Below are 22,371 nucleotides of genomic sequence, written 5' to 3'. Positions count from 1 at the left end.
CCCTCCGCTGTCAGGCGCCCGAGGAGCCCGGCGCCTTGGCCGGATTCGTCGCGGTGCCGGTGGGCGGGGTCAGCTTCTCACCGCTCGAGGTCGAGCTCCGCTTCGAGGCGGTGGTGGTGGCCGGCTTCGACGATGTCGTCGAGGTCGTCGCCGGCCGCGTCGTCGAGGACGTCGTGGACGTCGTCGATGTCGCGGATGTCGTGGCCCCGGAGTTCTTCGTGGCGTTGCCGATGAGTCCCTTCACGCCATCGAGCACGGTGCCGCTGAGGTCGCCGACGCGCGTCTTCGCGAAGTCCTTCACAGTGTCGACGCCCTGTTGCACCTGAGGTTGGTTCCAGACGTTCATCGCCGCCTTGCGGATCTGCTCGTACCGCTCGCGGCCCGCCCGGGCTCCGAGCACGTAGCCTGCCCCCAGCCCGACGACGAAGAGGATCTTGCCCTTCATGTGTGCACCCCATCTCCCCTGTACAACGCGTGTCGTCGCCACCGCGACCTTTCCAGCGTAGACCCCGAGAAACGGCACGCAAGGGGGTTGCGCCGCCAATATGCCGTTCGGGCTATGCGGGGCGCTGCTCGGTCACTCGCCCCGATCGGAGGGGTGAACGGCGAGGTGACGGATGCGCCGGGCCGCCGCAAGCGCGTGCGGCACGACCGACGCGAGGCCCGTGCCTGCGACCCACGAGCCCGTCACCTCGATGCCGGGCTCGGCGGCGAGCACGTCCTCGAGGGCGCGTACCCGGTCGCGCTGCCCGATCGTCGCGTGCGAGAGCGCGTCGCGCCAGGCGGTGCGGCCTGCGGCCCGCACCATGGTGGCGTCGAGTTGGGTTCCGAGCAGTGCGGCCGCGTCGGCGAGGGCGAGGTCGGCGACCTCGTCGTCGGTGCGTCCGTCGAGTGGGTTGGGCTCACCGGCTCGCCCGTACGAGAGGCGCACGACGTGGCGGCCGCCCGCGGCATCCGCGAGCCATTGCCACTTCGCGCTCGAGTGGGTGAGCGCCTTCGCGGTGACGCCGGGCGTTCCCTGCACCACGAGCACGCCCGTTCCGCGGGGTGCGGCATCGAGGGCGGGTGCGTCGAGCACGAGGGTCACGAGTTCGACGGATGCCGCGTGCGGCCAGTCCGCGGCGGTCGACCAGCCGAACGACGCCTCGTCGAGGAGCCGGCGCGAGGCGTCCGACGGCGCGGCGAGGATCACGTAGGTCGCATCGAAGCGGAGCGGCGGGTCGTCGGAGCGGGCGGCGTCGACGATCCAACCGGGGGCGGCGGCATCGGGGTCTCGAGGCGCGTCCGACCTCGTCGCACCCCCCTCGACCGGCGATCGGGTGAGCGACGTGACCTCGGCGGCCGTCACGACCTCGACGTCGAACCGGTCGAGCTCGGCGGCGAGTGCGTCGACGAGCCGGTGCATGCCGCCGCGCAGGCCGAGCACGGCGCTGCCGGCCTTGCGCGACTCGACGAGCTGGGCGACGCCGCCCGACAGCGAGCCTGCACGCGTCATGGCCTCGTTGAGACCGGGCGCGACCACGTCGAGGTCGAGCACGTTCGGGTCGCTCGAGTACACCCCCGCCGAGATCGGCGTCACGAGGCGTTCGAGCACGGCGTCGCCCATGCGGGATCGCACGAGGTGCCCGAGGTTGGTGTACCGGCCGATGCGGAGGATCGGCATGACCCGGTCGGCGTACGCGCGCACCGCGCCGCGCCAGCCGATGATGCGCCGCACGTCGTCGCCGAGCGGGTTGGCGGGGATCCCGAGGATGCCCGTGCGGGGCATCGGCGCGGCATCCGGAATGCCGTTCTGGCCCGGCATCACGAGCCAGGCGCCAGCGGGATTCGGCTTCTCGATGTCGTCCGAGAGCTGCAACGACTCGAGCAGCTCGGCGACCGCCCCACCGCGCGTCGCGAACGACTCGGCGCCGCTGTCGAGCGAGAGCCCGTCGAGCTCGATGCGGCCGACGCATCCGCCGATGCCCTCGTGCCGCTCGAGCACCGTGACCTGCAGGCCGACCTTCGCGCACTCGAGCGCCGCGACGAGGCCGGCGACACCGCCGCCGACCACGACGACGTCGGCGGCGCGATGCTCGACCGCGGGCTCGGCCGGCTCGAGAGCAGGGCCGTCGTTCACGCCGCGCCCGCCTCGTGCACGAGCTCGACGACGCGCGTGAGCACGGTGGGGTCGGTCTCGGGGGGCACGCCGTGGCCGAGGTTGAAGACGTGTGCGGGGGCGGCCGCCGCGCGGGCGAGCACGTCGCGAACGGCCGCCTCGAGCACGGGCCACGGGGCGGCGAGGAGCGCCGGGTCGAGGTTGCCCTGCAGCGGCACGCCCTCGCCGACTCGCTGGACCGCCACGTCGAGCGGGATGCGGTAGTCCACGCCGACGACGTCGACGCCGATCCGGTGCATGGCGCCGAGCAGCTCCCCGGTGCCGACGCCGAAGTGCACGACGGGCACGGCGCGGGTCACGCCGGCGCCCGAGGCATCCGACGTCTCGTATGAGAGGTCGTGCACGAATGACAGCGCCTTCGCCGAGGCGGGCGCCACGTGCGCCTCGTAGTCGGCGAGCGAGAGCGCGCCCGCCCACGAGTCGAAGAGCTGGGCGGCGGATGCCCCGGCCAGCACCTGCGTGCGCAGGAATCGCCCGGTGAGCTCGGCCGTCCAGTCCATGAGCGCGCGCCAGGCGCCCGGGTCGGCGTGCATGAGCGTGCGGGCCGCGAGGTGGTCCTTCGAGGGTCCGCCTTCGGTGAGGTACGCCGCGAGCGTGAAGGGTGCACCGGCGAAGCCGATCAGCGGGGTCGCCGTGCCCGATCCGTTGTCGGTCTCGCCGAGCTCGGCGATCGTGCGCTCGACCGCCTCGGTGATGGGTCCGGATGCCTCGTCGAGCCGTGCCGGGTCGATGCTCGTGAGCTCGGCGACGGCCGCGGCATCTGCATAGCCCCTGCCGAAGACGGGGCCACGGCCCGGCTGGATCTCGACGTCGACGCCGACGAGCTTCAGGGGCACCACGATGTCGCTGAAGAAGATTCCGGCGTCGACCTTGTGGCGGCGCACCGGCTGCAGCGTGATCTCGCTCGCCATCGCCGGGTCGAGGCAGGCGTCGAGCATGCGCGTGCCGACGCGCAGGTCGCGGTACTCGGGCAGCGACCGGCCGGCCTGGCGCATGAACCAGACGGGCGTGGTGTCGCTCCGCTCCCCTCGGTAGGCGCGGACGAGACGCGAGTCTCCCGTGCGGCCGGCGGACAGGGGGTGCTGGGGGGAGAGGATCACGCGTGACATTGTCGCCTATCGGGCTGGGGGCATGCCGCGCACGGCGGGATGCCGGCGCCGCGACCGTCGTCTTTCGGCCGTCCTCCCGCGATCGCCTGCCACATCGGGCCGGGGCATACGCCACCGCAGCTACCGTCGCACTGTGAGCACCTCCACCGCCCCGCGCGCGACCACCGTCTCGCCGCTCGTCTACGTCGCGATCGGCGTGACGATCCTCGCGTGGGCGAGCGCGTTCATCGTCGTGCGCAGCACCGCACCGCACTTCACCCCCGGAGCGCTCGCCCTCGCCCGGCTCATCGTCGGATCCGTCCTGCTCACCCCGCTGCTGCTGCGGCACCGCTGGGTCGCGCCCACACGGCGCGAGTGGCTACTGCTCACCGGCTTCGGCGCCCTGTGGTTCGGCGGCTACAGCATCGTGCTCAACCTCGCCGAACAGACCCTCGACGCCGGCACGACCGCCATGATCGTGAACATCGCACCGATCATGATCGCCCTCGGCGCCGGTGTGCTCCTCGGCGAGGGCCTGCCCAAGTGGCTCCTCATCGGCACGGGCGTGGCCTTCATCGGAGTCGTGCTCATCGGCCTCGGCTCGGGCGGGTCGGTGGTCGGCGCCGGCATCGGCGTGCTGTGGGCGCTCGTCGCCGCGCTCACCTACACCGCCGGCGTGCTCTTCCAGAAGCCGGTCCTCGGGCGCCTGCCCAACGCGCAGGTGGTCTGGATCGGCGCGGTCATCGGCATGCTCGTCTGCACCCCGTTCACCGGCGAACTCATCGCCGGCGTCCAGACGGCTCCCGTCGAGGGCCTGCTCGGCGCAGTCTGGCTCGGCGCGGTACCCACGGCCCTCGGCTACACGACCTGGTCGTACGCGCTGTCGCGCATGCCGGCCGGCCAGCTCGGCGTCTCGACCTACATCGTGCCTCCGGTCACGATCGTGCTGAGCCTCATCCTCTTCGCCGAGGTGCCGGCGGTGCTCGCCATCGTCGGCGGCGCGGTCGCGCTGGTCGGGGTCGCGCTGTCGCGGCGTCGGCCCGCGGCACCCGTCGAGCCCCAGGAGCGGGTGCCCGAGACGGCCGGCTCGGTGCCGCGATAGCGATCGCCGTTCCGTCAGCACCGGTGCCAGAATCGACCATGGCCCTCGAACCTCGGATGCTGCAGCCGCCGATCGCCCTCGCCGCCGGCACTGCCCTGCCCCCCGGCATCGTGCTGCGACGGCCCCGAGTGGCCGACCACCCCGTCGTCGTCGCCGCGATCCCGGAGTGGTGGGGGACGATGGGTTCCTCGATTCACCTGCTCCTCCCCCCGCTGTTCTTCCAGCACTTCAGCGACACCGGCTTCATCGCCGAAGACGCCGGCGGACTGGGCGCGTTCCTCATCGGGTTCCACTCGCACGCCCAACCCGACGTCGCCTACATCCACTTCGTCGGCGTCCGCCCCGACCTCCGCGGGCTGGGCCTCGCCCGCACCCTGTACGAGATGTTCTTCGCCGAGGCACGAGCAGCCGGATGCCACCGCGTCGACGCGATCACCGGTGTGCCGAATCGAGGCTCGCAGGCGTTCCACGCGGCGCTCGGGTTCGAGGCATCCGGTGACACCGACATCGACGGCGTTCGCGCGTGGCTCGACTACGACGGACCCGGCGAACACCGAGTCGCCTTCTCCCGAGCGATCTGAGGACTCCTCGCGGAGTACGGAATCGTTCGTCGGATGTCGTGTCGACGCGCGTTTCCCTCTGTCGCGAGTGATGTGTCGCGCGGTACGGTGGGTTCCGTCGTGTTCCCCCGCACGACGACGCGCCGGTCCACGGCGCGCCTCCGCACCCACGGAGAAGAAGACATGCCCCCGATCGTGTCGAGTCCCCCGCCCATCCCGCTGCGGCGAGCCCGGATGTCCCGCCCCCACGGGGCATCCCGATGAACACCGCCGCCCCGCATCGCGTCAAACTCACCGTGCTCGTCGCCCTGGCGGCCGTCGCGGTGATCGCCGGTCTCGCTGCCGGATCCCCCGAGCTCGAGCGGCTCATGCCGCGTCTTCCCGCCATGCCCACGACGAGCATCGCCGTCGGCTTCGCCGCCCTCGGCGTGATCGTCGTCGTGATCTGGCTCATCGTGCAGCTCAGCCGCGCGGCGACCACCCGCGCCCGGCGCAACGCCCTGGCGTCGACCGTGCGTGGCGAGCTCAGCTGCGGCATCCGCAACCGACTGCTCATGCGTCGACTGCACGAGCTCGTCGACACCGGTGGTGTACGCCTCGGCGCGCGGTACTCGATCGTCGTCGACGAACTCGGTGTCGCCCTCTGGAACGGCGGCGGCCGACCGCGCCGCGCCGTGCAGTTCCCGTGGCGCGAGGTGCGCAACATCCGTGCCGACTCGATGGTCGTCGGCGGATCGGTGGAGCACGTGCTCGTACTGCGTGTGCGCCACAACGGCACGAGCGTCGAGCTGCCGGTGCTGCTGTCCGCCGGGCGGTTCGGCCGGTACGCGATGAGCGACGCGCCCTTCTTCGCGGTGGTGCGCAGCTGGAAGGCGAAGCACCGCGCCGCCCTCGCCGCCGAGGGACTCGAGCTGCCGCCGCTCACGGCGCCGATCCCGGTGATCCGCCCCGAGGCGGTCGGCGCTCGGCGCTGACGTCGCGCTCTTCGGAGTCGATGGGACGTTCGGCCCTCCCGTGCGCGGCGCGGCGTCCTTGACTGGTGCGGTCGCGCCGGTTCGGCGGCGCGCCGGAGAAGCCAGGAGGCGGAGAAGCACATGAAGGCGCTGGTCTACAAGGGTCCGGGCGAGAAGAGCTGGGAGGACGTGGCCGACCCGGTCATCCAGCATCCGACGGACGTCATCGTGCGGATGGAGGCGACGACCATCTGCGGCACGGACCTGCACATCCTGAAGGGCGACGTCGCGGCGGTCACCCCCGGCCGGGTGCTCGGACACGAGGGTATCGGCGTCATCACCGAGATCGGAAGCGGCGTCACGCAGCTCGCGGTGGGCGACCGCGTCATCCTCGCCTGCATCAGCGCCTGCGGGCTCTGCTCCAATTGCCGGCAGGGCCTGTACAGCCACTGCCTGAGCCCCGAGGGCGCGGAGGGCATCGGCTGGATCTTCGGCCACCTCATCGACGGCACACAGGCCGAGCTCGTGCGCGTCCCGTTCGCCGAGAACTCGGTGTACAAGGTGCCGGAAGGCGTGAGCGACGCCGAGGGCATCCTGCTCTCCGACATCCTGCCCACCGGCTTCGAGATCGGCGTGCAGTACGGACAGGTCAAGCCCGGTGACGTGGTCGCCGTGATCGGGTCGGGGCCGGTCGGCCTCGCTGCGGTCATGACGTCCCGGCTCTACGGTCCCTCGCGGGTCGTCGCCATCGACCTCGACGACGCGCGGCTGGCGCGGGCCCGGGAGTTCGGCGCCACCGACACGGTGAACTCGGGCGCCGGCGACTGGAAGGAACGGGTGCTCGCCACCACCGACGGCCTCGGCGTGGACGTGGCTATCGAGGCGGTCGGCATCCCGAGCACCTTCACCATGGCGACCGAGCTCGTGCGGCCCGGCGGCCACGTGGCCAACGTCGGCGTGCACGGACGCGGTGTCGAGTTGCCACTCGACCGACTCTGGATCTCGAACATCGACATCGCCATGGGACTCGTGAACACGAACACGCTCGGGATGCTCCTGAAGCTCGTCGCGGCCAAGAAGCTGCCGGCCGACAAGTTCGTGACGCACACCTTCACGTTCGACCAGGTGCTCGAGGCATACGACGTGTTCGGCAACGCGGCGGAGCACAACGCGCTGAAGGTGCTCATCACGCGCTGATCGGTCGCGTGACGCACGAATCGAGGAGGGGTTCCACGGCGGGTAGAATCCCTTCGTGCTCATCTGCCTCACCGCGAGTCACAAGAACGCCGCGTTCGATCTGCTCGAGCGCCTTTCGGCGAACGCGGAACACGCAGCACCGCGGATCCTCGAGGGTCATGACGCCGTGCAGGGCGCGGTCGTCGTCGCCACCTGCAACCGCTTCGAGGCGTACCTCGACCTCGACGCCCCCGAGGGCGAATCACCGGTCCCCGCCGTGCACGAGGCGATCCGGGCGGTCGGCACGGTCGCGGGTCTCGAGTCCGACGAGCTTCGGGCCACGTTCGGGTTCGTGCACGGCAACGCCGTCGCGGGCCACCTGTTCGCCGTGGCATCCGGTCTCGAATCGGTCGTCGTCGGCGAGGGCGAGATCGCCGGTCAGGTGCGTCGGTCGCTCGAACGCGCTCGTCGGGAGGGCACCACGACGCCCGCGCTCGAACGGCTCTTCCAGCGTGCCTCGCAGACGTCGCGGCGTGTGAAGAACGAGACCGGAATCGGCGGCGAGGGCCGTTCGCTCGTGCGCCTCGCGCTCGACCTCGCCGAGAGCCGAATCACCGATTGGGCCGCGACCCGGGTGCTGCTCGTCGGCACCGGCCGCTTCGCCGGGGCGTCGCTCGCTGCGCTCCGCGACCGCGGCGTCACCGACGTTCGGGTCCACTCCCCATCGGGTCGGGGCGCGAAGTTCGCCGCGAGCCACGGCATCGAGGCCGTGCCGCGCGGCGAGTACGCCACCGCCGCCGCAGAGGTCGACATCATCGTCACGTGCACCACGGCCGAGCACCATGTGGTCGACAGGGCGCTCATCGCGGTGGGACGCGAGCAGCTCGAGGCATCCGTCGCCCTACTGCCCGGCGGCATCGCCCCGGTGCGCGACGTGCGTCAGCTCGTGATCGACCTGGGCCTCCCCCGCAACGTCGCGCCCGACGTCGTCGACGTGCCCGGCGTCGACCTGCTCGACCTCGAGACCATCAAGATCCACGCTCCGCTCGAGGAGCTCGGGGCGACGGATGCCGCACGCGAGATCGTGAATCGCGACGCCCGCGACTTCGGCGACCTCGGCGAGGAGCGCGATCTCGCTCCGGCGGTCGTCGCCCTGCGACGGCATGTGTACGACATCCTCGACGGCGAGATCGCCCGGGCGAAGGCCCGCGGCGACGACGACGGACGCACCGAAGCGGCGCTGCGGCACATGGCCGGCGTGCTCCTGCACACGCCCATGGTGCGCTCGCGCGAGCTCGCGCGTGCCGGCGAGCAGACGGCCTGGATCGACGGGCTGGAGGCGCTGTTCGGGGTGACACCCGACGAGGAGGCGCAATCGGTGCGTGAAGCTCGGGTCGGCCAAGCTCGCGGTGATGCGGCCGATGGGCCCGCAGGCGCGGCCGGCGCCGTCGCTGCCTCGTGAGCGCCCAGCGTATGGCAGCCGGCCCCGACGTCGATCGGGTCGCCGCTGCCGTCGCGGACGGACCGCCCGCGCTGCGCTTCCCCTACGACGCGACCGTGCTCGTCGCGAAGCCGCTGCGCACGGAGCGCCTCGTGCTCCGGCCGCTCGAGGCATCCGACGCCGCCGACGTCTACGAATACCAGCGCCTGCCCGAGGTGATCCGTTACCTGCCGTGGCCCGAACGCGACCGAACCGAGGGATACGCGCATACCGCGAAGCGCGCGGCCGGACGGGTGCTCGCCGCCGACGGCGACTTCGTGTTCTTCGCCGCCGTCCTGCCTGGCACGCCCGCGACCGACGACTCCACACGCGACCGCATCATCGGCGACTTCATGATCCGCACCTCGAGCGTGCTGCACGCGCAGCTCGAGCTCGGCTGGGTGCTGCACCCCGACTTCCAGGGTCGCGGCTATGCTCGCGAGGCCGCCCAGGCGCTCCTCGACTTCACGTTCGAGACGCTGAACCCCCACCGCGTGCAGGCGTTCCTCGACGCGCGGAACGGGGCATCCGCTGCGCTGTGCGAACGTCTCGGGATGCGTCGCGAGGCGACCATCCTCGAGGAGCAGTACAACGACGGCGAGTGGCAGGACACCGCCATCTACGGCGTGCTGCGGCGCGAGTGGGCGGCCGCGCGGGGCTGAGGGCCGCTAACGGGTGTCCCAGAGTGGACGCACGCGCCGTGACGCTCCGGCGATGGCACCGCCGTCGAGGGTCGTGGTCGTGACCGGGATGCCGAGCTGGGCCCACTCGGTGACGAGCGTGAGTTCGCCGCGCAGCGGCTCGGGCGCCCAGACCCAGAGGCCCTGCGAGCCGGTGCAGGTGCGGTCGCCGCCGCCACCACCCCCGTGGCGCGGCATGACCGTCGGTGGTTCGGGCTCTGCGGCACCCGGCGTCGCGAGCGAGAAGTCCGCCACCGGAACCTTGCCGCCGTCGGGCAGCGCGAGTCCGAATCGGAGGCTCGTGTTGCGCCCGCCGAATCCGGCCCCTGCGCCGTGCCACGGGCCTCCCATCGCGGACTCGGTGAGCTGCCGCCACGCCCACACATCCTCCTTGCCGCGGCGGAGGAACCACTCCACGTGCACCTCGAATCCGACGCTGAACACGCAAACCTCGCGAAGGAGCACGACCGCGGCTTCGGTGCGTGCGAGCACTCTATCGTGGAGCAGGCGTGCCGAGAGCTCGTCATCGGGAGCCTGCATCCACGCCGGCGGGCGAAACGCCTCGGGTTCGGGGCGATTCGCGGCCGCGGCGTCATCCTCATCGAAGAAGCCACCGGGGCCTGTGCTCATCACGTGCATATGGCGACGATAGGGCCACTCGTCCTCCCCGAGTCTCGATTCCACATGTTCTCCACAGTTATGGGAACATCCGTTCGAATGTCGCCGGCGCCGGCGAGAATGAGACATGCTCGAAATACCGCCTGATCTGGCCGACGTCGCTCGTCGGCTGCTCGGGCGTGGAGTGTCGTCGGGCACCTTCATTCCCCTCGACGACGCAGCGCTCCTGGCCGCCGTCGAGGAGCTGACGGCGCTGCGCCATGAGGTCGAACGGTGCCAGGCGATCGCGGTGGCCGAGGTGGCGAGGCGGTCGAGCGTGCCGTTCGGAGGTCGCGGGCTCGCCCAGCGTGCCGGGCACGTCGGCACGGCTCAACTCGTGCAATCCATCACCCACTCCTCCGAACGGGAAGCCGCCACGCTCGTGAACATCGGGCAGATGATGGCCGAGACGGATGCCGCGGCCGCCCTCGTGGCGGCACGGCAGGCTGAGACCCAGCTCGCCGACGCGGTGCCCGAGCCGGCACCGCCGTGGTTTGCCGCGTTGGGTGCCGCTGTCGCGTCGGGGGTCGTCACCGTCGAGGTGGCGAGCGCCATCCGCTCGGGCCTCGGCGCGCCGGGTGGCGATGCCGACGAGGTGGCGCTCGCAGCGATCCTCGCGGCATTGGTCGAGGAGTGCCGGTCGATGCACGCCGACGCAGCACGCCGTACCGCGAGGCAGGCGCGCGGCCGTATCGACGCGGCCGGAGTGGCGGCGCGGGCCGAGGGGCAACGGCACGACCAGTTCTGGCGAGTGTGGATCAAGCCCGACGGGATGGTGCGCGGCGAGTTCGAGCTCGAACCGCAGGCCGGCATGCTCGTGAAGGCGGTGTTCGACCAACTCACCCACCCGCGCGTGCTCGATCAGAAGACGCGGCGAGGCTTCGGTGACCCCACCCACGGCGACGGTCGCTACGTCGAGGCCCGTGCGGGCCGCGAGCGCGAAGCGGCCGAGGGGATGATGCAACTGCTGCGCGCCGGCGCGAGCGTCGACCCGAGCCGTCTCCTCAACGAGCGCAAGCCGTCGGTGCGTGTCGTCGTGAACGCGCAGGCCCTGAAGACCGGTGAAGGGACGGGAATGATCGAGGGTCACCCCGACCGCATTCCGCTCACCGACGTCCACACCGGGCTCTGCGAGGGCCACCTGCCGATCCGGTTCGGCGATGATGGCGCGGTGCTCGACCTCGGGCGCGACGAACGGCTCTTCACCGAACGTCAGAAGATCGCCCTCGCGGTGCGAGACGGCGGGTGCATGGATCCCGACTGCACGAGACCGCCCTCATGGACGGAAGCCCATCACATCGCCCACTGGCAGCGCGATGGCGGGCGCACCGACCTCGCCGACGGCATCCTGCTCTGCCGGCGAGATCACCTCCGGTATCACAACCAGGGCTGGGAGGTTCGCCGGAAGGGCGCGACGTATTGGCTCATCCCGCCCCCCGGGGTGGACCCCGAACGCACTCCGAGGTTGATGAGATCGAAGACGCCGTCCGACATCCTGAACCCGGTCGATCCGACCCGGTTTGGTACGCCCGTTACGCTCGCGGGGTAGAGCGCTACGCGCCGATGAGGCGCGCCGCCAGGTAGCCCTCGAGCTCGGCGATCGGCACGCGCTCCTGCTGCATGCTGTCGCGCTCGCGCACGGTCACGGCGTTGTCGTCGAGCGAGTCGAAGTCGACCGTGACGCAGAACGGCGTGCCGATCTCGTCCTGGCGGCGGTACCGGCGACCGATCGCACCGGCGTCGTCGAAGTCGACGTTCCAGTGCTTCCGCAGCGTCGCCGCGATCTCGCGCGCGAGCGGCGAGAGGCGCTCGTTGCGGCTGAGCGGCAGCACCGCGGCCTTCACGGGGGCGAGGCGCGGATCGAGCCGGAGCACCGTGCGGGTGTCCACGCCGCCCTTCGCGTTCGGCACCTCCTCGACGTCGTACGCATCGACGAGGAACGCCATGAGCGACCGGGTGAGACCCGCCGCCGGCTCGATGACGTACGGGATCCAGCGTTCGTTCTTCGACTGGTCGAAGTACGAGAGGTCCTTGCCGGAGTGCTCGGCATGGGTCGAGAGGTCGAAGTCCGTGCGGTTGGCGACGCCTTCGAGCTCGCCCCACTCGCCGCCCGTGAAGCCGAAGCGGTACTCGATGTCGATCGTGCGCTTCGAGTAGTGCGACAGCTTGTCTTGCGGGTGCTCGAACAGCCGCAGGTTCTCGGGGTCGATGCCGAGGTCGGTGTACCACTTCCACCGGTAGTCGACCCAGTAGTCGAACCACTCGTCGTCGGTGCCCGGCTCGACGAAGAACTCGAGCTCCATCTGCTCGAACTCGCGCGTGCGGAAGATGAAGTTGCCGGGCGTGATCTCGTTGCGGAACGACTTGCCGATCTGGCCGATGCCGAACGGCGGCTTCATGCGCGACGCCTGCAGCACGTTGGCGAAGTTCGTGAAGATGCCCTGCGCCGTCTCTGGGCGCAGGTAGTGCAGGCCCGACTCGTCCTGCACGGGACCCAGGTAGGTCTGCAGCATCATGTTGAAGTCGCGCGGCGGCGTCCACTGGCCGCGGGTCCCGCAGTTCGGGCAGACGATGTCGCCCATGCCGTTCTCGGGCACTCGGCCCTTCTTCTCCTCGTACGCCTCGAGCAGGTGATCCTCGCGGTAGCGCTTGTGACAGTGCAGGCACTCGACGAGCGGGTCGGTGAAGACGCCGACGTGACCGGATGCCACCCACACCTGCTTCGGCAGGATGACACTCGAGTCGAGGCCGACGACATCGGCGCGGCTGGTGACCATGTACCGCCACCACTGCCGCTTGATGTTCTCCTTCAGCTCGACGCCGAGTGGCCCGTAGTCCCATGCAGACCGGGATCCGCCGTAGATCTCGCCCGCCTGGAAGACGAAGCCCCGGTGCTGGGCGAGTGCGATGACGGATTCGAGACGGCTTTGTGCGGCCACGGTGGCTCCAATGGTCCTGATGAGATCGGGGGATTGCCCGGAAACGACACGGTGTCCCCATCCTACGGGCGCTACGCTGTGCCCCAAGACGACGCCGTGCCGAGGGGGGCGAGGTGTGGGATCTCCTGCTTGACATCGACATCGTCGATGGTCCGTTCCTCATCGCGATGTACGTCATCGCCTCCGCGTTGTTCATCTACCTCCTGGGTCGGGGGGACGGCTGGTCGTGGGTGCTCACGGTGATCGTGCTCCTGATCGTCGGGGCGATCATCGGCGGAGCGGTCCTGTGGGTCGCGGTGTACGTGCTGACCCTGTTCGGCGGGCCCGTGCTCGGGTGGTGGTGGGTTCCCCTCGCCTTCGCGGGCATGATGCTCGCCGTCTGGAATCTCTGGAACTCGCGGTGGTGGCGCAAGCTCATCGCCGTCATCGCCGTACCGGTCTTCGCCTTCACCGCGGTGCTCGGCGTCAACGCCGCCTACGGAATGGACCGGACGATCGGCGCCCTCGTCGGGGCATCCACGGTCGACACCATCGACCTGGACGAGCCCGACGACCCGGCCGCCGCGGATCCGACGGAGTCGCTGTACCTCACATGGACGCCGCCGGCGGATCTGCCCGCGGTCGGCACCGTCGGCGTCCCCGACCCCGGAATTCCGAACACGGCGTCGGGCTTCGAGGCACGACCTGCGCAGGTCTACCTTCCGCCGGCAGCGCGGGTGGCGGATGCCCCGCGCCTCCCGCTCGTCGTCATGATGATGGGGCAGCCCGGTGAGCCCGACGCGAGCTTCATCGGTGACGTGCTCGACGGGTATGCGGCGGAGCACGACGGCCTCGCACCCATCGCACTCGTCGTCGACCAGCTCGGCGACCCGGCGAACGACCCGCTCTGCCTCGACACGGACCTGGGCAACGTCGAGACGTACCTCATGCAGGACGTCATGCCGTGGGCGCGGGCGAACCTCGACGTGTTGCAGGGCCGCCAGTTCACGACCGTGGCCGGATACTCGAACGGCGGCGGGTGCGCCGCCTACCTGGGTGCGAAGTATCCCGAGGTGTTCGGCAACATCCTCGCCGTCTCGCCCGTGGAGTACGCGGGTTCGGACCGGAGCCGGCAGGTGCTCGACTCGGTCTTCGGCGGCGACCAGACCGCCTATGACGCCGTGAAGCCCGCGAGCATCATGGCCGTGCGGGCGTCGTACCCCGACATGACCGCGATCTTCACGGTCGGCGACGACGACGCCGGGTACGCTCCCGGCGCCGAACGACTCGCGGATGCCGCGCGTGGCGCCGGCATGTTCACGACGTTCGCGCGCATCCGCGCCGCCGACCACGGCATCTCGGGACTCGTCGGCGGGCTGGAGGCCGGGTTCGCGTTGCTGTACCCACGACTGGGACTCGCGGCGCCCTGACCGGAACGAGCAGCATGGAGCACGTGCCGAGTGACGAGGTCGACGCCGAGCCGACGGGCCGGTTCCGCTCGACCGCCGAGGCGCTCGGGGGGTTCATCCGCCGCATCCCGTTCAGCCTCGCGTTCGGTGTCGCGCTCATCGCCACCGCTGCGGTGACCGGCACCCTCTTCGGCATCGCCTCCGAGGCGACCGCGCGAACGTGGGCGGCGGGCGTCACGACGACGCTGGAGCACGGCCAGTGGTGGACGGTCGTGACGGCGCTGTTCGTGCCGTTCGACCCGTTCCAGCTCGTGTTCGGGGTGCTCGCGGCCCTGACCCTGCTCGGCATCGCGGAACGGCGCATGGGATCGCTGCGCGCGATGGTCGCCTTCATGGCGACCGGTGTCCTCGGCGTCGCCCTCGGCACCCTGCTGCAGTGGCTCGGATCGCTCGCAGGCGAGTGGTGGGCGACCGGCACGGCGGCCGACCTGACGCTCGATCCGCTGACCGGTGTGGCCGGCGCCCTGATGTCGGCGACCGCGTTCATGGGGGTGCTGTGGCGCCGTCGCATCCGCATCGTGACGTTCGCCGTCATCCTCGTCTTCGTGCTGTACGACGGCGACTCGTCGAACGCGTACCGGCTCGTCGCCGCAATCGCCGGCATCCTCCTGGGTGCCCTCCTCACCGGCGACGCCTCGACGCTGCGCGCGCACCGGAGCTCGCATGCCGAGACCCGCACCCTCGTCGCCGCGGTCGTCGCCGTGACGGCGATCGGGCCGATCGTCGCGCTCGTCAACCGCACCGAACTCACGCCGTTCAGTTTCGGCTCGTACCTCTTCGACGACGAGACGATCGACCTCGACACCGTCGTGTCGCAGTGCGGCGCCACGGCGAGCACGTTCGGGGAGTCATGCCTCAGGCAACTCGCCCTCATGAGCGCGCAGGGGTTCGGGATGTTCCTGCTGTCGTTCATGCCGGTGCTCCTGCTCCTCGTCGCCGCCTGGGGCCTGCGCGGCGGTCGCCGCTTCGCGTGGGCGTTGGCCATCGCGGTGAACGCGGCGATCCTGCTGTTCGCGCGCACCGCGTACGAGGTGACGATCACGACGGCCGACGTCGATGACGGCACCTGGTCGGTGTTCGACATCGGCGAACTCATCGTGTGGATCGTCGCGAGTCTCGCCCTTCCGATCGGCATCATCGTCATGCTCCTCGTGACGAGGCGGCACTTCCGGCTGCGGACACCCGGAGCCGCGCTCGGGCCGTTCGTCGCGACGGTCGTCACCGCGCTCCTCGTGCTGGGTGCCATGTACTTCATCGTCGGGCTCGCGACGATCGGCGAGTACTGGCCGGCGGCGACGCCGTGGGACCTGCTCCTCGACACGTTCAAGCGGTTCGTGCCACCGCACTTCCTCGCCGTGGTGGACCCGATCGTGCTTCCGGGCCACGACCTCACCGGCTTCCTGTACCAGGCCGTGGGGCCGGTGTTCTGGGCGATCTTCATCGTCGCGGCCGTACTCCTCATGCGGCGGACGGAGCGGGAGACGGGGTTCGCGGATTATCTCCGCATGCGGGCCCTCCTCCGCCGCACGGGTGCCGGCACCCTCGGCTTCATGGCCACCTGGCCGGGCAACGCGTACTGGTTCAGCGAGGATCGCGAGGGCGCCGTGGCCTATCGCGTCATCAACGGGATCGCCATCGCGCTGTCGGACCCGATCTGTTCCCCCGACGACGCCGGCCAAGTTGTCCGGGAGTTCGTCGCGTTCTGCGACGCGAACAGCTGGACCCCGGTCTTCTACAGCGTGCACGCGGAGCACCTGCCCGTGTTCGAGGAGCTCGGCTGGCAGCACATGTCGGTCGGCGAGGAGACGCTGGTGCGCACCACGGGACTCGAACTCACCGGCAAGCCGTGGCAGAAGGTGCGGCAGGCGCTGAACCGCGGCATCAAGGAGGGCATGACCACGGTATGGACGACCTGGGACGACCTGCCGCTCGCCACGGTCGCGGAGATCAACGCGATCTCCGAGGAGTGGGTCGCCGAGAAGGAACTGCCGGAGATGGGCTTCACCCTCGGGGGCATGGACGAGCTGAAGGACCCCGAGGTGCGCCTCATGCTCGCCATCGATCCGGACGGCCGCATGCAGGCCATCACCAGCTGGCTTCCCGTCTACCGTGACGGCGAGGTGATCGGCTGGACGATCGACTTCATGCGCCGCGCCGACGGCAGCATGAACGGCATCATGGAGTTCCTCATCGCGTCCGCCGCGCTGCACATGAAGGACGAGGGCGCCGAGCTGCTCAGCCTCTCGGGCGCGCCGCTCGCGACGAAGCCGCTCGCCGCCGGCGAGGAACCGTCCGAGCCGACCGTGATGACGCGGCTGCTCGAGTTCCTCGCGCGAACGCTCGAACCGGCCTACGGGTTCTCGTCGCTGTTCCGCTTCAAGGCGAAGTTCAATCCCGACTACGAGACCATCTCGATGGCCTACCCCGACCCGCTCGCGCTGCCGACCATCGCCCTCGCCATCGGCAGGGCGTACCTGCCCGAGATGTCGCCGAAGGAGACGGTGGCGCTCGTGCGCACCCTCACGAGCGGCGCGGCGGCGAAGGTGTGACGGATGCCGCGGGCCCGCACCGGCACCTTCGACCGGCTCAGGGATCCAACGGCTCGCTGAGCCCGTCGAAGCGAAGCTCAGGGACCGGCCGCAGGGAGTCGGCACCGATCTCGCCGACGGAGCGGTGCCCGGCGAGCGCCATCGTGACGTCGAGTTCCGCGATGTGGTTTCGCACGACCTCGCGAACCCCGTCGGCACCGGCCACTGCGAGGCCGTAGGCGTAGGGCCGGCCGATGCCGACGGCCGTCGCACCCAGGGCGAGAGCCTTGAACGCATCGGCGCCGCCGCGCACGCCGCTGTCGAGCACGACCGGAATGCGTCCGGCGACGCGCTCGACGACGCCGGGCAGCGCGTCGAGGGTTGCGACCGAACCGTCGATCTGCCGACCGCCGTGGTTCGAGACCACGAGGCCGTCGACGCCGTGGTCGAGGGCCCGGCTCGCGTCATCCGGGTGCATGACGCCCTTCAGGAGCACCGGCAGCGATGTCCACTGTCGGAGCTTGGCGAGCGAGTCCCAGGTCAGCCTGGGGTCCGCGAAGACGTCGAGGAACGTCTCGACGGCCGCGCGCGGCAGCGGCGAGCGCAACGCGTCGCGTACCCCGCCCTCGACCAGGAGCGTGCCGGCGCCCGAGCGGGCGATCGAGAGTGCCGACGCCAGGAGGGTGGGCGTCACACGCGGACGTGAACCGCCACCGCCCCCGCGACCGACGCGTTCGCGAACGAGCTCCGCGAACACCGGGTCGCTCGTGTACTGGGCGATGCCCTGGCCGCGGGTGAACGGCAGGAACGCCGCGTCGAGGTCGCGGGTGCGCCAGCCGAGCAGGTGCGTGTCGAGCGTGACCACGATCGCCTCACAGCCGGCCGCCTCGGCGCGCCGCAGGAACGAGGCGTTGAGGTCGTCCGACCCGCTCCAGTACAGCTGGAACCATCGGGCGCGGTCGCCCATCGCCGCAGCGACCTCCTCCATGGGACGCGAGGCCTGGTTCGAGAGCACGTAGGGCACGTCGAGCTCGGCCGCGGCCCGCCCGACCGCGACGTCGGCGTCGGCGTGCGCGAGCTCGACGACTCCGATCGGCGAGAGCAGGAACGGCGTCGCACGACGTCGACCGAACAGCTCGATGGAGAGGTCGCGGTTCCCCACATCGCGCAGCACGCGCGGCCAGATCTGCCGGCGGTCGAACGCGGCGCGGTTGGCCGCCATGGTGGATTCCGATCCGGCACCGCCCGCGAGGTACGCGAACGCCTCGGACGGGAGCGCCTTTCGTGCGGCCCGTTCGAGCGCCGCCGGGTCGACCGGCACGGCCGGCCTGCGACCGCTCACCCCCGCCCGGAACACCTCGGACTGCACGGCACGCACGTAACCGCGGCTCTCGTCGCTCATGCCCGCTCCTTCGCTCGCTCCATCGCGACCGGATGCGAGTCAGCGTAGCCCTAGGGTGGAACGGATGTCCCAGCTGCCCGACCTGCTCGTCGCCGCCATCGCGCTCGTGCGCGACCGGCGGGTGCTCATGGTCACGGCGCGCGACCGCGACGTGTACTACATGCCCGGCGGGAAGATCGACGAGGGCGAGTCCCCCGCAGAGGCCGCCGCGCGCGAGGCTCGGGAGGAGGTCGCGCTCGAGCTCGACCCCGAGGACCTCCACGAGTTGTTCGAGGTGGTCGTGCAGGCGCACGGCGAGCCCGATGGCCGGCTCGTGCGCATGCGCGTGTTCCAGGCCGAGACGGATGCCTCCCCCGTCGCGTCCGCCGAGGTCGGCACGCTGCACTGGGTGACGACGGCGGACACCGTTCGCTGCCCACCCGCGGGTGCCGAGGTGCTGCGGCGGCTCGAGGCATCCGGTGTCATCGACTGATCGGTGAACCGGGATCGAGGATTCACACCATCCTGCCGGTCGCGTCGCAGCGTGCGCACCTAGACTGCCGTGATGGCGACGACCCGCGAGTTCCGCAGCGGTGATCGCGTCGTGCTGATCCGCGAGTCCGGCATCGCCGATGGGGCCGACTACGTGTTGGTGCACGGCCTGGGCATGGCGCACGAGTACTGGGACGGCCTCGCCGACGTGCTCGAGGCGAGCGGCACGGTCTACGCGCTCGACCTGCCCGGGTTCGGCGATGCGCCCGAGCCGCCGCGACCGCTCAGCATGGCGGAGTCGGGTGAGCTCGTCGCCGAGTTGATCGCGGCGGAGGGCCTCGATCATCCCGTGCTCATCGGCCACTCCACTGGCGCGCAGGTCGTGTCGGAGACCGCAGCGAGGCATCCCGACCTCGTCGACCGCATCGTGCTCATCGGTCCGACGGTGAATCCGCGGGAACGCTCGCTGGGCCTGCAGACGCTGCGGTTCCTGCAGGACGTCGCGCTCGTGAATCCGAAGACGCTCGCTCTCGGGCTCGCCGCGTACGCCGAGGCCGGTCCGAAGTGGTATGCGGCGAACCTCCGGCCCATGCTCCAGCACCGCATGGAACTCACCCTGCCGCGCATCGAGGCCGAGACCCTCGTGGTGCGCGGCGAACACGACCATATCGTGCCGCGCTACTGGGCCGAGGAGGTCGCGGCGCTCGTGCCGAGCGGCCGATTCGCGGAGGTGCCGGGCCGCGGCCACGACACGATGGTGGTCTCCGGGCGGCAGGTCGGCGACCTCATCGTGCGCCACGCGCGCGGCGAACGTGCCGGCCGGCACATCACGACACCGGATGATCCGCTCGCGGTCACTCGGATGGGGCGACTGCGCAGGCTCGGATGGCTCGCCCGCGACTACGCCTACGCGGTCGCGCACCAGTTCGGCGTGTTCGGCGCCCACCGCGAGCCCGCGCACTGGCGCACCGGTGGCCCCGACAAGGCCGAGGTGGTGCTGCTGCCCGGCGTCTACGAGCACTGGTCGTTCCTGCGGCACCTCGGCGACGCGCTCAACGCCGCCGGACATCGGGTCGTCGTGGTGCACGGCATGCGCACGAACCGCCGGCCCATCGTCAAGACCTCGACCGGTGTCGAGCGAGCGCTCGGGCGAGTGCGCGTCCCGCCGGCCGGACGCGTGATCGTGGGACACAGCAAGGGCGGGCTCATCGGCAAGCACCTGCTGCTCGACGGGCGCGCGGAGGCACTCGGCATCCGCGGGCTCGTCGCGGTGTGCACGCCGTTCGGCGGGGCGCGGCTCGCGCGGCTGTTCGGCGACCCGAGCATCAGGGCGCTGCTGCCGACCGATGAGACGATCGTGATGCTCGGGAGCGCGGCATCCGTCAACTCACGCGTCGTGTCGGTGTTCGGGACGTACGACCCGCACGTACCCGACGGCAGCGTGCTCGACGGCGCCACGAACGTGCGCGTGCCGGTCGCGGGGCACTTCCGCATCCTCGGTGCGCACCAGACGGCGCTTGCGGTGCTCGACGGCATCGCGATGCTCACGTCACCTGCCGCCGCGGGTTGAGGCCGGCCTCCTCCGCTAGGTCGGCTGCCCCGGCTGCTCCGGCCCGATGCGGTAGGGCCGCATCATCTCGTTGTCCTCGTGTTCGACGATGTGGCAGTGCCAGACGAACTGGCCCGAATTGTCGAACGTCGCCCGCACGCGCGTGACCTGGCCCGGGTAGGCGATGACCGTGTCCTTGAACCCGGTCTCCCACGGCTCGGGCAGCGTCACGACACCGTCGAGTTCGATCGGCACGAGCACCTCGTCGTCGTCGGTCAGCCGGAGTCCCTCGCGGTTCACCACCTCGAAGGCGACCTCGTGCACGTGCATCGGGTGGGCATCGCCCGTGGTGTTCACGAACTCCCACACCTCGGTCGCGCCGACCTCGGGGTTCTGGGTGACGGGATCCATCCAGAGCCGCTCCACGAGCACCCCGTCGACCACCTCGCCGAGGAGCGCCTCCACCGGCCCCTCGACCGGGTCGCCGTTCGCATCATGCCCCATGCCCATCTTCTCGATGAGCGCAAGCGGCCGGCGGGCGGTCTCGGGCGGCAGGGGGGTGATCGGCGGCAGCACGAGGAACTGCGGCGGTGTCGTGGGGTCGGGGGCGACCGCGGGCACGACCCGGAACTGGAGCACCTGGCCGGTGGAATCGGGATCGGCGACCGTGAAGTCGACGCCGGGAACGCCGCCGCCGAAGGGATCGTCGGGCCCGACGTTGCCGAGCACGTAGTCACCGACCGGGACGTTCGTGAAGTCCACGATCAGGTCGGCGCGCTCGGCGAGCCCCATGAGGAGCCGGCCGCCGTGGTCGGCCGAGAGGTTGACCGGAGTCGCGAGGAACCCGCCCTCGTTGCCGATCTGCCAGACCTCGACGCCCGGGATGCCGGTGAAGTCGAGGATGAGGAACCGGGACTGGCACCCGTTCAGGAACCGGAGCCGGTACCGGCGCTGCTCGACGACCTGGAACGGCCAGGTGTTGCCGTTGGCGATGAGCATGTTGCCGAAGAACTCGGGGTTCCAGATCGGCGAGAACTCGCCCACGGGGATGTACTCGCCCACGATGCCGTCGAAGAAGGCCCGGGTGTCGGGGTAGAACAGCGACCCGTCGTCGTTGAACGCACGGTCCTGCACGGCGATCGGGATCTCGTAGTACGTCTTGTTCGAAGGGAACTTGTCGTTCTCCTTCGGCCCCGGCCCCGGAAGCACCGCGGTCGAGCCGGAGCGACCGTCGAGCACGGCGTCGTCGCCGTCGGGGCCGCCGCGGATGAGGAAGAACCCCGCCGGTCCGGCGTACACGTTCAGGCGCGTCATGCCGAGCGTGTGGTCGTGGTACCAGATCGTCGACGCCCGCTGATCGTTGGGGTACTGGAAGGTCGCGTATCCGGGGCCCCACTCCGCACCGAACCTCGCCTCGGCCTTGCCCGCGAAGAACTCGTACCACGTGCCCTCGGTCGCGTACCCCGCGGGGATGTCGCCGGCCGCGGGCAGGTACCAGGCCTCGGAGTAGCCGTCGCTCTCGTCGCCGACGCCCACCGCACCGTGGACATGGGTGACGATCGGCACCGGTCCCCCGTACGCCTCGGGGGTCGTCTCGAAGGCCGGCCGTGAATCGCGCCCGTCGACGCCGCCCGGCGGGTTCGCCCAGTGCAGCGTCGGATCCACGGGCAGGAGGTGCGGCAGGTGATTCCCCTGCGCGTCGACGAGTTCGTTGATCCAGGTGATGCGCACCGGACGGTTCCACCTCGCCTCGATGGTGAGCGACGGCGCGTTGTGGAGCAGCAGCCCGCGCTTCTTCGCCGCTGCGACGGCGCCGTAGCCCCACACCGTCGTCGGCGGCAGGCCCGCCGGGAGGATCTGCTGCGAGATCTGGCGCATCGAGATCTCGTAGGTGTCCACGTTCTTGCCGCCACGCGCGACCGCCGTGCCCGACCTCGGCATCACGGGCGGAATGAGCAGCGGCGTCTGGAACTTCGGCACCGCCTCGGGCTCGAGCGTGCCACCCGGGATCTCGGCCAGGGCGACGCGCTCGCCGCCGGGCAGCACCGTGTACATCACGAACCCGGCGCCGAGCGCTCCGGCCGCTGCGATGAACGCGCGACGGCTGATCGGCCGGCTCGCACCCGCTTCCCTGCGAATCTCCGACACGGCACTCACCCCGTCCGCTCGCGGCCCCAGTC

General features: G+C 70.8%; 18 protein-coding genes. 11 read left to right on the top strand and 7 right to left on the bottom strand.

Going from position 1 to position 22,371, the window contains the following annotated elements; translation table 11 throughout:
* Positions 1-10 precede the first annotated feature (10 nt).
* From AB0K73_RS04280 to hemE, 3 genes are all read right to left on the bottom strand, one after another.
* Positions 11-445, bottom strand: coding sequence for a YtxH domain-containing protein (locus AB0K73_RS04280; protein ID WP_360510436.1), 435 nt, complete (start codon positions 443-445; stop codon positions 11-13).
* 132 nt (positions 446-577) lie between these two features.
* Positions 578-2,119, bottom strand: a complete 1,542-nt coding sequence (gene hemG / locus AB0K73_RS04275; protein WP_360510437.1) for a protoporphyrinogen oxidase — start codon at positions 2,117-2,119, stop codon at positions 578-580.
* On the bottom strand, positions 2,116-3,267 hold the full coding sequence (hemE, locus tag AB0K73_RS04270) for a uroporphyrinogen decarboxylase (protein WP_360510438.1): 1,152 nt from the start codon (positions 3,265-3,267) through the stop codon (positions 2,116-2,118). The genes hemG and hemE overlap by 4 nt, the downstream gene beginning before the upstream one ends.
* 133 nt (positions 3,268-3,400) lie before the next feature.
* Between hemE and AB0K73_RS04265 the strand changes: the two genes are divergently transcribed.
* From AB0K73_RS04265 to AB0K73_RS04240, 6 genes are all read left to right on the top strand, one after another.
* Positions 3,401-4,348, top strand: coding sequence for a DMT family transporter (locus AB0K73_RS04265; protein ID WP_360510439.1), 948 nt, complete (start codon positions 3,401-3,403; stop codon positions 4,346-4,348).
* Between the two features lie 38 nt (positions 4,349-4,386).
* Positions 4,387-4,929 carry a GNAT family N-acetyltransferase gene (locus AB0K73_RS04260; RefSeq protein WP_360510440.1) on the top strand — a complete coding sequence of 181 codons (543 nt, stop codon included), beginning with the start codon at positions 4,387-4,389 and terminating at the stop codon, positions 4,927-4,929.
* 239 nt (positions 4,930-5,168) lie between these two features.
* Positions 5,169-5,882, top strand: coding sequence for a hypothetical protein (locus AB0K73_RS04255; RefSeq protein ID WP_360510441.1), 714 nt, complete (start codon positions 5,169-5,171; stop codon positions 5,880-5,882).
* Between the two features lie 120 nt (positions 5,883-6,002).
* Positions 6,003-7,058 (top strand): zinc-dependent alcohol dehydrogenase family protein, encoded by a 1,056-nt coding sequence (locus AB0K73_RS04250; RefSeq protein WP_360510442.1) that lies wholly within the window; start codon positions 6,003-6,005, stop codon positions 7,056-7,058.
* 55 nt (positions 7,059-7,113) lie between these two features.
* Positions 7,114-8,499: a glutamyl-tRNA reductase gene (locus tag AB0K73_RS04245; protein WP_360510443.1), complete on the top strand. Its 1,386-nt coding sequence runs from the start codon at positions 7,114-7,116 to the stop codon at positions 8,497-8,499.
* Positions 8,496-9,179: a GNAT family protein gene (locus tag AB0K73_RS04240; protein WP_364774872.1), complete on the top strand. Its 684-nt coding sequence runs from the start codon at positions 8,496-8,498 to the stop codon at positions 9,177-9,179. Before AB0K73_RS04245 ends, AB0K73_RS04240 begins: the two co-directional genes overlap by 4 nt.
* A 6-nt stretch (positions 9,180-9,185) precedes the next feature.
* On the opposite strand, the gene AB0K73_RS04235 is transcribed toward AB0K73_RS04240, so the two are convergent.
* Positions 9,186-9,827, bottom strand: a complete 642-nt coding sequence (locus AB0K73_RS04235; RefSeq protein ID WP_360510445.1) for a hypothetical protein — start codon at positions 9,825-9,827, stop codon at positions 9,186-9,188.
* 115 nt (positions 9,828-9,942) lie between these two features.
* Between AB0K73_RS04235 and AB0K73_RS04230 the strand changes: the two genes are divergently transcribed.
* Complete coding sequence (locus AB0K73_RS04230) at positions 9,943-11,403, top strand: DUF222 domain-containing protein (RefSeq protein ID WP_360510446.1); 1,461 nt, start codon at positions 9,943-9,945, stop codon at positions 11,401-11,403.
* Positions 11,404-11,407: 4 nt separating this feature from the next.
* Here AB0K73_RS04230 and AB0K73_RS04225 read toward each other — a convergent pair whose 3' ends face one another.
* The gene (locus AB0K73_RS04225; protein WP_360510447.1) at positions 11,408-12,793 is read right to left on the bottom strand and encodes a glycine--tRNA ligase; all 1,386 of its coding nucleotides are present in this window, start codon (positions 12,791-12,793) and stop codon (positions 11,408-11,410) included.
* A 113-nt stretch (positions 12,794-12,906) separates the two neighbouring features.
* On the opposite strand from AB0K73_RS04225, the gene AB0K73_RS04220 reads away from it, so the two are divergent.
* Positions 12,907-14,202 carry an alpha/beta hydrolase-fold protein gene (locus AB0K73_RS04220; protein ID WP_360510448.1) on the top strand — a complete coding sequence of 432 codons (1,296 nt, stop codon included), beginning with the start codon at positions 12,907-12,909 and terminating at the stop codon, positions 14,200-14,202.
* Positions 14,203-14,225: 23 nt separating this feature from the next.
* Entirely contained in the window at positions 14,226-16,790 is a 2,565-nt protein-coding gene (locus tag AB0K73_RS04215; RefSeq protein WP_360510449.1) for a rhomboid family intramembrane serine protease, read from the top strand.
* 37 nt (positions 16,791-16,827) lie between these two features.
* Here the strand turns inward: AB0K73_RS04215 and AB0K73_RS04210 are convergent, their stop codons facing one another.
* The gene (locus AB0K73_RS04210) at positions 16,828-18,171 is read right to left on the bottom strand and encodes an alpha-hydroxy-acid oxidizing protein (protein WP_360510450.1); all 1,344 of its coding nucleotides are present in this window, start codon (positions 18,169-18,171) and stop codon (positions 16,828-16,830) included.
* Positions 18,172-18,235: 64 nt separating this feature from the next.
* Here AB0K73_RS04210 and AB0K73_RS04205 point away from each other — a divergent pair, with 64 nt between their 5' ends.
* Both AB0K73_RS04205 and AB0K73_RS04200 read left to right on the top strand, forming a co-directional pair.
* Positions 18,236-18,643, top strand: a complete 408-nt coding sequence (locus tag AB0K73_RS04205; RefSeq protein WP_360510451.1) for an NUDIX domain-containing protein — start codon at positions 18,236-18,238, stop codon at positions 18,641-18,643.
* A 72-nt stretch (positions 18,644-18,715) separates the two neighbouring features.
* Positions 18,716-20,212, top strand: a complete 1,497-nt coding sequence (locus tag AB0K73_RS04200) for an alpha/beta fold hydrolase (RefSeq protein WP_360510452.1) — start codon at positions 18,716-18,718, stop codon at positions 20,210-20,212.
* Positions 20,213-20,227: 15 nt separating this feature from the next.
* Here the strand turns inward: AB0K73_RS04200 and AB0K73_RS04195 are convergent, their stop codons facing one another.
* A complete protein-coding gene (locus tag AB0K73_RS04195) occupies positions 20,228-22,339 on the bottom strand; it encodes a multicopper oxidase (protein WP_360510453.1) in 2,112 nt (703 codons plus the stop codon).
* Positions 22,340-22,371 lie beyond the last annotated feature (32 nt).

The sequence above is a fragment of the Agromyces sp. NPDC052230 genome (genome assembly GCF_040679595.1).
In the GTDB taxonomy this organism is placed as follows: domain Bacteria; phylum Actinomycetota; class Actinomycetes; order Actinomycetales; family Microbacteriaceae; genus Agromyces.
Note: the sequence above shows the minus strand (reverse complement) of the source record. Positions and strands in the feature narration are given on the sequence as shown.